We start from the raw sequence: 13,677 nt of genomic DNA on the forward strand, positions 1-13,677 counted from the left end.
TCGCCCCTTTGCATCTGTTAGTGAGACTATAGCACGCCTGAAAAATTCGTGTAAATAATTTGTGTACACAAATGGAGGGGATGAAAAAATTGTTCGAATGTGAGTTTAAACTATTGACGATTTAACCATTTTCATATATTCTTAAATTAAGAAATATTCAAATAATTAAAAGAAATGAGAGAGTCACATGCTTCTTCAAGGAACACATCGAATTGGTCGTATGGCCATGTTGTTGGCACTTGCGGATGAGAATGAAAGCCCTGTATTATCTATTCCAAAAGGTTGGAAGTATTGTACGGGGAAAGTGGGTTCGATGAATTCGCAAAAAGTTGTAGCAGCAATGGAAACAGCGGCTAAGAGCACCCAAGTTATTGAAACAGATGTTTACAGAGAAACACATGCACTTTATCATGCAATTATGGAAGCTTTGTACGGAGTGACGAGAGGTCAAATTCAGTTAGCAGACGTTCTTCGTACAGTAGGACTTCGCTTTGCGATTGTGCGCGGTAGACCATACGACGGAAAAAAAGAAGGCGAATGGGTTGCTGTTGCATTATATGGAACGATTGGTGCACCTGTAAAAGGATCTGAGCATGAGGCGATTGGTTTAGGAATTAATCACATATGATTTGCCCATAGTCTATTAGTTAGAAGGGGGCCTTACTTTTTTGGGACAGAAGTCTGTCTTAAAAAGATAAGGTCCCCTTTTGCCTTTTTAAGGAGGAAAAAGAATGATTACGTTAACAGGACACACATTGACAATTGAAGAAATGAAGAGGTTGTTACTTGAAGGGGAAGGTGTAACAGCTTGTCCAAATAGTATGCAAAAGGTGGCGGAGTGCCGCGAAGTTGTTGAGAAAATTGTAGAGGACGGAAAAGTCGTTTACGGTATTACAACTGGATTTGGAAAGTTCAGTGATGTGCTTATTCAAAAAGATGATGTAAAGGCACTTCAACACAATTTAATTCAGTCACATGCATGCGGTATAGGTGATCCATTCCCTGAAGAAGTATCACGCGGTATGTTAATTTTACGAGCGAACACGATGCTTAAAGGAGTATCTGGTGTTAGACCACTTGTTGTAAATATGCTTCTTGAGTTTGTAAATCGTAAAATTCACCCAGTCGTTCCGCAACAAGGGTCACTTGGTGCGAGTGGCGATTTAGCACCTTTATCTCATCTTGCGCTTGTATTATTAGGCGAAGGTGAAGTGTTCTATAAGGGGAAACGCGTTCATGCGATGGTTGCTCTTACAGAAGAAGGGCTTGAACCGATTGAACTTGAAGCGAAAGAAGGGCTTGCATTAATCAATGGTACGCAGGCGATGACAGCGCAAGGAGTTCTTTCTTATATAGAAGCAGAAGCAATGGCGTATCAAGCTGAATTCATTGCTTCGATGACAATTGAAGGATTACAAGGCATTATTGATGCATTTGATGAAAATGTTCATAAAGCACGTGGTTATAAAGAGCAAGTGGAAGTAGCGAGCAGAATTCGTGACATCCTTCATGATAGTAAATTAACAACAAAACAAGGAGAACTACGAGTACAGGATGCATATTCACTCCGTTGTATCCCGCAAGTACACGGTGCTTCTTGGCAAGTTTTAAATTATGTGAAAGAAAAATTAGAAATTGAAATGAATGCAGCAACAGATAATCCGCTAATCTTTGATGGCGGAGAAAAAGTAATTTCGGGTGGGAATTTCCATGGTCAACCGATTGCGTTTGCGATGGACTTCTTAAAAGTAGGAATGGCGGAACTTGCAAATATTTCAGAGCGTCGTATCGAGCGTTTAGTAAATCCGCAATTAAATGATTTACCTCCATTTTTAAGTCCAGAACCAGGACTTCAGTCTGGTGCAATGATTATGCAATACGCTGCAGCGTCACTTGTTTCTGAAAATAAAACGTTAGCACATCCAGCGAGTGTTGATTCAATCCCGTCATCAGCTAACCAAGAAGATCACGTAAGTATGGGAACAATCGCTTCACGCCATGCACATCAAATTATTCAAAATGTAAGACGTGTTCTTTCAATTGAGATGATTTGTGCGATGCAAGCAGCAGAATATCGAGGTATTGAAAACATGAGTACAGTGACGAAGAGCTTCTACCATCAAGGCCGTCAACAAGTACCTTCTATTACAAATGATCGCATATTCTCAACGGATATTGAAAATATTACGCACTGGTTAAAAGCGAATTATTCGATAAAAGAAAGATTAGATGTAAACGCGGCACTATAAAATGAGAAAAGGGAGAGATTGAAATGGAAAAAGTTAAACAAACAATTCGCGCGCCAAGAGGTACTGAATTACAAACGAAAGGGTGGGTTCAAGAAGCTGCACTTCGTATGTTAATGAACAATTTAGATCCTGAAGTTGCTGAAAAACCAGAAGAATTAGTTGTATATGGCGGAATTGGCCGTGCAGCTCGTAACTGGGAAAGCTACCATGCGATTGTAGATTCATTAAAAACGTTAGAAAGCGATGAAACATTACTTGTTCAATCAGGAAAACCAGTTGCAATCTTTAAATCGCATGAAGATGCACCTCGCGTTCTTTTAGCGAACTCAAACTTAGTACCAAAATGGGCGAACTGGGATCACTTCCGTGAACTAGAGAAAAAAGGTCTTATGATGTACGGACAAATGACAGCAGGTAGCTGGATTTACATTGGAACACAAGGTATTTTACAAGGAACATATGAAACGTTTGGCGAAGCGGCACGTCAACATTTCGATGGTTCATTAAAAGGTACATTAACACTTACTGCTGGCTTAGGTGGTATGGGTGGTGCACAACCTCTTGCTGTAACGATGAACGGCGGTGTTGTCATTGCTATTGATGTTGATAAGCGCAGCATCGATCGTCGTATTGAAAAGAGATACTGTGATATGTATACAGAATCATTAGAAGAAGCATTGACGGTTGCGAACGAGTATAAAGTGAAGAAAGAACCAATTTCAATTGGTTTATTAGGAAATGCGGCAGAGATTTTACCAGAATTAGTGAAGCGCAATATTACGCCAGATTTAGTTACGGATCAAACATCTGCTCATGATCCATTAAACGGTTATATTCCAGTAGGTTTCACATTAGAAGAAGCAGCGAAACTTCGTGAAGAAGATCCAGAACGTTACGTACAATTATCAAAAGAAAGCATGACAAAACATGTAGAAGCAATGCTTGCTATGCAAGAAAAAGGCGCAATTACATTTGATTATGGAAATAACATTCGCCAAGTTGCTTTCGATGAAGGTTTGAAAAATGCATTCGATTTCCCAGGATTCGTTCCAGCATTTATCCGTCCATTATTCTGCGAAGGAAAAGGACCATTCCGCTGGGTAGCACTTTCTGGTGATCCAGAAGATATTTATAAAACAGACGAAGTAATATTACGTGAGTTTGCGGATAATGAGCATTTATGTAACTGGATTCGTATGGCTCGTCGGCAAGTTGAGTTCCAAGGCCTTCCATCTCGTATTTGTTGGTTAGGTTACGGTGAGCGCGCGAAATTTGGTCGCATTATTAATGAAATGGTGGCAAATGGTGAATTATCAGCACCAATCGTTATCGGTCGTGACCATTTAGATTGCGGATCAGTAGCATCTCCAAACCGTGAAACAGAAGCGATGAAAGACGGTAGTGATGCAGTAGCAGACTGGCCAATTTTAAATGCATTAATTAATAGTGTAAACGGTGCGAGTTGGGTATCTGTTCACCACGGTGGTGGCGTTGGTATGGGTTATTCACTTCACGCTGGAATGGTTATCGTTGCAGATGGAACAGAAGCAGCAGCAAAACGTATTGAGCGCGTATTAACTTCTGACCCTGGTATGGGTGTTGTTCGTCATGTTGATGCAGGATATGACTTAGCTGTAGAAACTGCGAAAGAAAAAGGCGTTAACATTCCGATGATGAAATAAGGAGGAGAAAACATGTTGGACACTTTACTAATAAATATCGGTCAATTACTAACAATGGATCAAGAAGATGGCTTGTTAAGACGGGAAGCGATGAACACGCTTCCTGTTATCGAAAATGGTGTGGTTGGAATTGAAAACGGCGTAATTACTTTCGTTGGAACAGTGGAAGAAGCTAAAGGATTACAAGCGAAAGAAGTTATTGATTGCGGCGGGAAAATGGTTTCTCCTGGTCTTGTTGATCCGCATACTCACCTTGTATTTGGTGGATCTCGTGAAAATGAAATCGCATTAAAATTACAAGGAGTTCCGTACTTAGAAATTTTAGAACAAGGTGGAGGTATTCTTTCAACTGTAAATGCAACGAAAAAGGCATCGAAAGAAGAACTTGTTCAAAAAGCGAAATTCCATTTAGACCGTATGCTATCTTTCGGAGTTACAACTGTAGAAGCGAAGAGTGGTTACGGATTAGATGATGAGACGGAATGGAAACAATTAGAGGCAACTGCACAATTACAAAAAGAGCACTCGATTGATTTAGTTTCCACATTTTTAGGTGCTCACGCAGTTCCGAAAGAGTATAAAGGTAGATCGAAAGAATTTTTACAATGGATGTTAGACCTACTACCAGAAATGAAAGAGAAGCAATTAGCTGAATTCGTTGATATTTTCTGTGAAACAGGTGTGTTCTCTGTTGAAGAGTCAAAAGAGTTTTTATTAAAAGCGAAAGAGCTTGGGTTTGATGTGAAAATTCATGCAGATGAAATTGATCCTCTTGGTGGCGCGGAAGCAGCGGCTGAAATTGGTGCAGCATCAGCGGACCATTTAGTTGGCGCTTCTGATAAAGGAATTGAAATGCTTGCAAACTCTAATACAGTAGCGACTTTATTACCAGGAACAACTTTCTATTTAAATAAAGAAAGCTTTGCTCGTGGACGTAAAATGATTGATGAAGGTGTTGCAGTTGCTTTGGCTACAGACTTTAACCCAGGTAGTTGTCCAACTGAGAACATTCAGCTTATTATGAGCATTGCAATGCTCAAGCTGAAAATGACACCAGAAGAAGTTTGGAATGCAGTAACAGTTAACTCTTCTTACGCAATTAATCGTGGCGATGTAGCTGGGAAAATTAGAGTTGGTCGCAAGGCAGATTTAGTTTTATGGGATGCTTACAATTATGCTTACGTACCGTATCATTACGGCGTAAGTCATGTAAATACAGTATGGAAGAATGGTAATATCGCATATACAAGAGGTGAACAATCGTGGAGCACGGCCACTATTTAAAGAAAAATGCAAAGTTTATCGATCGTGAAGTGACGAAATGGAGTGAGATGATTAAAGATTGGGAGGAAGGCTTGGAAATATTCGGTGCTGCCTTAATTGGAGCACCCCTTTCTAAACCATCTATTAGTCATTCAGGAGCAAGTTTTGCACCAAAAACAATTCGTGCAATGTTAGATGCATATAGCACGTACGCAATTACAGAAGAACATGATATGAAAGAAAGTGTCTTATATGATTGCGGCGATATTACGATGCATGTGACGGATATAAAAGAAAGTCATAAGCGAATTGCGAAAACAGTTGGTCATGTAACGAAAGTAAATCCGAACATGATACCAATCGTTCTTGGTGGTGACCATTCGATTAGTTTTCCGAGTATAACAGGGTTTGCAAATAGTAAAGGGAAGGTCGGCGTTATTCAATTTGATGCCCATCATGATTTACGTAATTTAGATGATGGTGGCCCATCAAATGGGACACCGTTCCGTAGTTTACTAGAAAATGATGTCATTACAGGAAAACAACTCGTTCAAATCGGAATTCGTAATTTTTCAAATGCACGAGCGTACCATGAATATGCAAAAGAACATGGCGTGACAGTGTATACAATGAAAGATGTACGAGAGCGACAAATCAAAGATATTATCACAGAAAGTATTGAAGTATTAAGAAATCAAGGCGTGACTTCTATTTACATTTCTCTTGATATGGATGTACTAGATCAAGCATTTGCACCAGGTTGTCCAGCAATTGGTCCTGGCGGAATGGATAGTATGACGTTACTTGATGCGATTGAATTTCTTGGTAAAGAACCGCTCGTTCAAGGGATGGATATAGTAGAAATTGATCCAACCCTTGATTTCAGAGATATGACAAGTCGAGTAGCTGCGCAAGTGATTATGAGTTTTCTTTTAGCGAGAGAGACAGTACGTAAGCAGGTTAGTGTATAGGCGTGAAATTAATAGGGAATGTTTAACGATTCCGTATAAAAAACACATTACTATTTATATGTAGTAATGTGTTTTTATGTAAAAAGAGAAGGTGAAATTAGAATGTATATATGTGCGGAAAAGTTAATAAGGTTGCGGGTTTTTAATGATATTTGACGAAATTATTTTCTTAGTTCGAAAGGATTGACATTAAAAATAATTTTATGATAAAATAAAAATTTTGCTAAAAAATTGATTGTGTGTTAAGATTGAGAAGGTTACCATATATGGAGGTGGATTATTTGTTTCAAATTGGCGATAACATTGTTTATCCAATGCAGGGAGCAGGTATAATTAAAGCCATAGAAGAGAAGGAAATCACAGGAGAAAAACAACAATATTATGTTATAAAAATGTCAGGTAGTAATATGGAAGTAATGATCCCGGCAGGGAGAATATTGAGCTCAAATATACGACCAGTCACGGATATAACGGCAATAGCACACATATTGGATATTTTTCAACATGGAGAATCTGATAGATTACTTACGTGGAAACAAAGGTATAAATTGAACACTGATAAAATAAAGACGGGTAAAATACAAGAAGGTGCTGAAGTTGTACGTGATTTATTACGTATGCAGAAAGAAAAAGCACTTAATGCAAGCGAAAAGAAAATGTTAGATAACGCACACGAATTTTTGATTAGTGAACTGGGATTAATTGAAGGTATCACAGAAAGTCAAATAAAAAGCTTTTGTTAAGATTCATTACAAATAATGTATTAGATCCCAAAAAAGGTTTTGAATTTTTTGGGAACATAATTATAGAGAATTAATCATTTCAAAGACATTCAATTCTTTCAAACCACTTTTAGAGCATTAACCTCTTTTGTTATTACTACAATCAAATCCATTTTTATTTTTTAAATTCTTTACGAATATTCGAAGTTTAATTAAACACTTCGATAGAATAGTTACTTGATTTTTGCAATCCTGATTCACACTGGCACGGACGAGGAGCCGTAAGGATGAAAGAGAGGTAGGGCTTTCATTGTTTTAGGTTTATAAGTTATTATTTTTAGAAGAATACTGAACCATTCTCACTTCTACTGCTAAGGAATTTTTTATATGTGAAGAGATAATAATTGTTTATATTCTTTATATTAAAGAGATAAATGAATTGTTAGCCATATACGGTCAACTAAAAAGGAGTGTTATATAGTCGATAATTCGACTATATAACAGCTCCTTTTTTCATGGGGATTAGGAACGGATAAATAGAAAAAATACGTTCAACTATGTAGGAGTCTTTTATTCGTTCCTAAAATTTTGTTTGTATAATAAAAAACAAATGAATGATTGAAGTCTCGTTACTGTAAGGTTGAATATAGTACAGTGGAAATCGTTTTTTTAGTAAATAGTTTGAAAAACAATTACCAATATATTCTATAGTAATAAAACTAGAAGAAAAGAAAACATCCACTTAACAAGTATTTTCCTCATCCACTTACTGAATATAAGAATAGAAAGTAGAGATTTGAATTCTAGAACCCTTATAGTAATAAAACGGTTCGTTTTATTATGCGAATATTTCTACATAAGAGCGTATAAATTGACGTTACTATCTAAAAGTAAGTATGATGCGGTTATAGTAAGAATTTTTTAGGGGGAAGAAAAATGACAAGTTCAAATAATAAAGCAGCAAGTATTTATGAAGGAACAAACATAAATGATTGGGGATCTTTTGAAAATATTGAAGAAACGAAGTTATTTGACTCGATTCAAATTGGATCTTGGTCTCTTCGTAATCGCATAGCAATGGCACCGATGACGAGATGTTTCGCGAATCATGAAACGGGAGTCGTTGGTGCTGATGTAGTTGAGTATTATAGAAAGCGTGCAGCTGATGGAGTTGGATTAATTATTACAGAGGGAATCGTCATTAGCCCAAGAGCAAAAGGAAATCCAGGAGTACCAGGGATTTATACACAAGAACAAATCGATTCGTGGAAGCCTGTTACAGAGGCAGTACATAAAGAAGGTGGAACGATTATTGCTCAAATATGGCATGTTGGCCGTATGAGTCATCACGAGATAATTGGTGGGCAAATGCCACAAGCACCGTCTGCTATCGCTGCAGAGGGAAATGTTCCGCGTTTTCGTAAACCGTTCGACACGCCAGAAGCAATGACGTTAGAAGAAATACAAGAGGTGATTGGTCAATACGCACAAGCTGCGAAAAACACGATCGAAGCTGGATTTGATGGAGTAGAAATACACGGTGCACACGGATATTTAATCGATCAATTTACTTATGAGTTCGCAAATAAGCGTACTGATAAATACGGCGGAGATTTAAAGCAAAGGCTAACGTTTATGAAAGAAGTAACGGAGGCTGTAATAGAAGCTGTTGGGGCTGATAAAACACTTCTTCGCTTCTCTGCTTTCAAAGGTGATAATCCAACTTATATGTGGGAAAACCCTGAGCTTGCAATTGAAACGTTTGTAAATATGTTCAACGAAGTTGGATTAACGATGATTCACCCTTCAACGATGAATTATACAGCAGTTATTGCTGACGGAAAGAATTTTCATCAATTAGTAAGAAAATATTGGGATGGTACGATTGTAGGAGTAGGGAATTTAAATCCGAAAGAGGCTGAAGAAGCGTTGCAAGAAGGAACAATTGATGTAGTGGCATTCGGAAGACCTTTAATAGCTAATCCAGATTTTGTTCATCGAATTAAAAATGCTGAAAGTTTAGTTGAATATGATGCGAAAGAGCATCTTGCTACGTTAATTTGAATAAAGATAAAAGGAGAACACATCAGGTGTTCTCCTTTTATTATGGATTTTCATAGGAGGAAGCGGGATGAGTGAAACGCTACTCGTTATTATTAGTATATTGCTCTTATTGATGTTACTATTAATCATTTTTTTTATTATTACATTTTTTATTAAAAAACGGACGCATCATTCTATATTAAAGCTGCATCCATACTTAGGAAGGATGCGTTATTTACTTGAAAAGATAGGACCGGAATTTAGGCAATATTGGTTTGATCATGATACGGATGGAAAGCCCTTTTCACGTTATGATTTTCAAAGTGTAATGTTTCTAGCGAAATACCGTTCAGAAATACTCGGTTTTGGATCAAAACGAGATTTTGATGCATCTGGATATTATATTGCTAATACATTATTTCCGATATTAACAGATGAATTAAGTGTGAATGTAACGCAAGAATGTGAAGGGAAAAAGTATGTGATTCATAAAGAAGGGTTATTTTCACGAAGAGAAAAATTGACAGCGGATACAACGAATCTTTGGTTATATGAAGAAGACGATGCAATTATCGTCGGTGAAAACCGCAAATATCCGTGGAAACTACATGGCATGTTTGGGGCATCTGCGACTTCTTACGGTGCGATTGGCGAAAATTATATTTTAGCGAGCGGATTTGGTGCGAAGATGGCTGGCGGATCGTGGATTAATACTGGCGAAGGTGGCGTTATTCCAGAACATTTACATACAGGTGCGAATATCGTTGCGCAAATTGGTCCGGGTTTATTTGGGTACCGTGATGAGGATGGTAATTTTTCAATGGAGAAATTTATGGAGAAAGCAAAAGAAAGCAATATTAAAGCATTTGAATTGAAATTTGGGCAAGGTGCGAAAATACGTGGTGGTCATCTAGAGGGACAAAAAGTAAATGAGAAAATTGCTTCTGTTCGGAATGTGCGAAAAGGAGAAACGATTAATTCACCGAATCGATTTCCATTTTTAAAGAATGCAGCAGATACACTTTATTTTATTCAACGTTTGCAAGAAAACGGCGGTAAACCAGTCGGGATGAAGATTGTAATTGGACAGCAGGAGCCGTTGGAAGATTTATTCAAAATGATGAAAGAGTTAAGCATCTATCCAGATTTCATTACAATTGATGGTTCAGAAGGTGGATCAGGAGCAACGTATAAATCGATGGCAGATAGTATGGGGATGCCGCTTATTCCAGCGTTACTGACATGTATTGATACGGCGAATCATTATGATGTTCGGGACAAATTCAAAGTGTTTGCCTCGGGGAAATTAATTACACCAGATAAAGTGGCAATTGCTTTAGCTATTGGTGCAGATGCTGTAAATTCAGCACGCGGATTTATGATGGCAAGTGGCTGCATAATGGCACTTCAATGTAATTCCGGACAATGTCCATCTGGAGTTGCCACGACGAATCCGCACTATCAAAAAGCGCTAGATCCGTATGAGAAGAAATGGCGAGTAATGAATTATGTTGTTAGCATGAGATATAGTTTGTTCTCACTTGCGGCCGCAGCGGGAGTAAAGAGTCCGCGTCATTTAACGAGAGAGCATATTGTGTTTAAAGATGAGGTGGGGCGGATAGTTCCTCTTTCAGAATTGTTTCCTACTAGTAAATAGAAGATAAGCTATGTTTAATAGATTAAAAGTCATACATTCGTATGGCTTTTTTCTTTTAAAATTTGTCTGATAAGTGAATGAAAATAAGGTGTGAAAAAACGGTATTTTATTTTTTGAATATTTTTACTTTAATTTATTTTAAAACCGGGGTAATCCACTGGGATAAAGGCGTTTATAAAGGTTTTCACATGTAGTGAAAAGGGCTTGTTCACTTGAAAGAACAAAAAATGTTTGTTAAGGTAGGGAACCATAAGCGAAAACAAGAAAATAGAAAAAGTCATTTTTCGAAATTTTGAATGGCTTATGTAACTAAGGGAGAGATTTGGTGAAGATTGAGATTATGGTTTCGCTTGCTATTTATATGGCAGGTATGTTGTATATCGGTTATTGGTCTTATAAGAAGACATCCGATTTATCAGATTATATGTTAGGCGGAAGGGGACTCGGTCCAGCAGTTACAGCTTTATCAGCTGGTGCTTCTGACATGAGTGGTTGGATGCTAATGGGATTACCTGGTGCGATGTATGCAACAGGATTATCTAGTGTATGGATTGCGATAGGGTTATTAATAGGTGCTTATGCAAACTATTTAATTCTTGCCCCGCGTTTGCGAACGTATACAGAAGTGGCAAATGATTCAATTACGATTCCAGACTTTTTAGAGAATCGATTTAAAGATCGTACGAAAATACTTCGTTTTGTCTCCGCTATCGTCATTTTAGTATTTTTCACATTTTATGCGTCGGCTGGTTTAGTATCAGGTGGGCGTTTGTTTGAAAACTCTTTCAATCTTGATTACAAAATTGGTTTATTTGTAACTGTCGGTGTCGTAGTTGCTTATACACTATTCGGTGGCTTTTTAGCAGTAAGTTGGACCGACTTTGTGCAAGGATGTATTATGTTTATTGCGCTTGTATTAGTACCAATTGTTGCTTTTACAGATGTGGGCGGTGTAACAGAAACATTCAATACAATTAAGCAAGTTGATGCATCGCGTTTAGATATGTTTAAAGGGACTACAATTCTTGGTATTATTTCATTTTTAGCATGGGGTCTTGGGTATTTTGGGCAACCGCATATTATTGTTCGCTTTATGGCAATTACCTCTATTAAAGATTTAAAAACTTCTCGTAGAATCGGTATCGGTTGGATGACGATTTCAATTATAGGTGCAATGCTTACTGGTCTAATTGGTATTACTTATTACGCTAAAAATAATGAGACATTACAAGACCCAGAAATGGTCTTTGTAACATTCTCAAATATTTTATTCCATCCGTACATTACTGGGTTTTTACTATCAGCTATTTTGGCTTCGATTATGAGTAGTATTTCCTCGCAATTACTTGTTATTTCAAGTGCAGTAACGGAAGATTTCTATAAAACATTTTTCCGTCGGGACGCTAGTGATAAAGAACTTGTATTTATCGGTAGACTGTCAGTATTAGTAGTAGCTATGATTGCAGTTGTTTTAGCATATCATCCAAGTGATACAATTTTAACACTTGTCGGTTATGCTTGGGCAGGATTTGGTTCAGCATTCGGACCCGCTATTTTATTAAGTTTATATTGGAAGAGAACGAACAAATGGGGCGTTCTTGCTGGGATGATTGTAGGTGCAGTAGTTGTTATTACTTGGGTACAAATTCCAAGTTTAAAAGCCACTATGTATGAAATGGTACCTGGATTCTTCTGTAGCTTATTAGCTGTTATTGTTGTAAGTTTATTAACGAAAGAACCAGTGAAAGCAATTCATCGTGAATTTAATGAGATGGAAGCAGTGTTGGAAGAGGAAACGAAATAATTAGCGAAGAGAGTAAATGATAACTAGCATTTACTCTCTTTTGATTTAAAATGAAAATAAGTAACTTGTTGACAACTAAAAGTAAGTAACTTATAATAAATCTTAAGTTCAAGATAATTTATTTCCGAATAAAGATTTCAGATGGAGTAAATATTTTTTGGAAATTATCTCGAATTCGAGATGAATTCAGTGATATAGAAGATAATGCGTGATTTCACAGCTTATATCTCGAATTGAAGATAAAATCATAACGATGGATTTTACTTTGCAGTATGGACAAAATGAATAATGAATTTTAATGTATAAAAGTTTTTAAAATGAAATAAAAAGGGGCGGAGAAAATGGAAAAGAAAACAATGGGAATTCATCACATTACAGCAATCGTAGGACACCCACAAGAAAATGTAGATTTTTATGCTGATGTGTTAGGTTTACGTTTAGTGAAACAAACAGTGAATTTTGATGATCCAGGCACGTACCATCTTTATTTTGGTAATGAAGGAGGAAAGCCTGGAACAATTATTACGTTTTTCCCATGGGCAGGTGCTCGTCAAGGAGTTATTGGTGACGGTCAAGTAGGCATTACGTCTTATGTCGTACCAAAGGGTGCAATGGAGTTTTGGGAAAATAGATTAGAAAAATTCGATATTTCGTATACAAAAATGACTCGATTTGGAGAGCAGTATTTAGAATTTGATGATCCACATGGTTTGCATATAGAATTAGTAGAAAGAGAAGAAGGCGAATTAAATAATTGGACTTTTGGAGAAGTTACGCCAGAAGTAGCAATTAAAGGATTTGGTGGTGCTGTTCTTTTATCTGCACAACCTCAAAAAACAGCTGAATTGTTAGAGCATGTTATGGGTCTTGAGAAAATTGGAGAAGAAGGTGAATTCGTTCGATTCCGTTCTTCTGCTGATATTGGGAATATTATCGACTTGAGGCTATCGACAATCGGGCGTGGCCAAATGGGTGTTGGTACAGTCCACCATATTGCTTGGAGAGCGACTAACGATGATGATCAACTAGACTGGAAAGAGCATGTGTCTCGTTTTGGATATCACGTAACTCCTGTACAAGATCGAAATTATTTTAACGCAATTTATTTTAGAGAACACGGGGAAATCTTATTTGAAATTGCAACAGACCCTCCTGGTTTCGCTCATGACGAATCGTTAGAGACGATGGGTGAGGAATTAAAGTTACCGGAGCAATATGAACCACATAGAAAACAAATTGAACAAACACTTTTACCATTTGAAGTGAGAAATTTAGACGAAAAGTGA

General features: G+C 37.3%; 10 protein-coding genes. All 10 read left to right on the forward strand.

Features of this window, described 5'->3' with window-relative positions; translation table 11 throughout:
* The first annotated feature begins 187 nt into the window (after positions 1–187).
* Entirely contained in the window at positions 188–628 is a 441-nt protein-coding gene (hutP, locus tag QCI46_RS09395; protein ID WP_000926520.1) for a histidine utilization transcription antiterminator HutP, read from the forward strand.
* 103 nt (positions 629–731) lie between these two features.
* A complete protein-coding gene (gene hutH / locus QCI46_RS09400; RefSeq protein WP_353840026.1) occupies positions 732–2,249 on the forward strand; it encodes a histidine ammonia-lyase in 1,518 nt (505 codons plus the stop codon).
* A 23-nt stretch (positions 2,250–2,272) separates the two neighbouring features.
* Positions 2,273–3,931, forward strand: coding sequence for a urocanate hydratase (gene hutU, locus QCI46_RS09405; protein WP_353840027.1), 1,659 nt, complete (start codon positions 2,273–2,275; stop codon positions 3,929–3,931).
* Between the two features lie 12 nt (positions 3,932–3,943).
* The gene (gene hutI, locus QCI46_RS09410) at positions 3,944–5,215 is read left to right on the forward strand and encodes an imidazolonepropionase (RefSeq protein ID WP_048544131.1); all 1,272 of its coding nucleotides are present in this window, start codon (positions 3,944–3,946) and stop codon (positions 5,213–5,215) included.
* A complete protein-coding gene (gene hutG / locus QCI46_RS09415; protein ID WP_353840028.1) occupies positions 5,194–6,165 on the forward strand; it encodes a formimidoylglutamase in 972 nt (323 codons plus the stop codon). Before hutI ends, hutG begins: the two co-directional genes overlap by 22 nt.
* A gap of 281 nt (positions 6,166–6,446) precedes the next feature.
* Positions 6,447–6,908 (forward strand): CarD family transcriptional regulator, encoded by a 462-nt coding sequence (locus QCI46_RS09420; protein WP_170771247.1) that lies wholly within the window; start codon positions 6,447–6,449, stop codon positions 6,906–6,908.
* 915 nt (positions 6,909–7,823) lie between these two features.
* Positions 7,824–8,951 carry an alkene reductase gene (locus tag QCI46_RS09425; RefSeq protein ID WP_353840029.1) on the forward strand — a complete coding sequence of 376 codons (1,128 nt, stop codon included), beginning with the start codon at positions 7,824–7,826 and terminating at the stop codon, positions 8,949–8,951.
* A gap of 67 nt (positions 8,952–9,018) precedes the next feature.
* Positions 9,019–10,587, forward strand: a complete 1,569-nt coding sequence (locus QCI46_RS09430) for a glutamate synthase-related protein (RefSeq protein WP_353840030.1) — start codon at positions 9,019–9,021, stop codon at positions 10,585–10,587.
* A gap of 325 nt (positions 10,588–10,912) precedes the next feature.
* A complete protein-coding gene (gene putP / locus QCI46_RS09435; RefSeq protein ID WP_353840031.1) occupies positions 10,913–12,391 on the forward strand; it encodes a sodium/proline symporter PutP in 1,479 nt (492 codons plus the stop codon).
* A gap of 341 nt (positions 12,392–12,732) precedes the next feature.
* Positions 12,733–13,677: a ring-cleaving dioxygenase gene (locus QCI46_RS09440; RefSeq protein WP_353840032.1), complete on the forward strand. Its 945-nt coding sequence runs from the start codon at positions 12,733–12,735 to the stop codon at positions 13,675–13,677.

It is taken from the genome of Bacillus cereus group sp. RP32 (assembly GCF_040459735.1).
GTDB classification, from domain to species: Bacteria; Bacillota; Bacilli; order Bacillales; family Bacillaceae_G; genus Bacillus_A; species Bacillus_A wiedmannii.

Bases quoted from the DNA above. Each gene is read 5' to 3' on its own strand.
- hutP (WP_000926520.1), top strand. From the start codon at position 188: ATGCTTCTTCAAGGAACACATCGAATTGGTCGTATGGCCATGTTGTTG.
- hutH (WP_353840026.1), top strand. From the start codon at position 732: ATGATTACGTTAACAGGACACACATTGACAATTGAAGAAATGAAGAGG.
- hutU (WP_353840027.1), top strand. From the start codon at position 2,273: ATGGAAAAAGTTAAACAAACAATTCGCGCGCCAAGAGGTACTGAATTA.
- hutI (WP_048544131.1), top strand. From the start codon at position 3,944: ATGTTGGACACTTTACTAATAAATATCGGTCAATTACTAACAATGGAT.
- QCI46_RS09425 (WP_353840029.1), top strand. From the start codon at position 7,824: ATGACAAGTTCAAATAATAAAGCAGCAAGTATTTATGAAGGAACAAAC.
- QCI46_RS09430 (WP_353840030.1), top strand. From the start codon at position 9,019: ATGAGTGAAACGCTACTCGTTATTATTAGTATATTGCTCTTATTGATG.
- QCI46_RS09440 (WP_353840032.1), top strand. From the start codon at position 12,733: ATGGAAAAGAAAACAATGGGAATTCATCACATTACAGCAATCGTAGGA.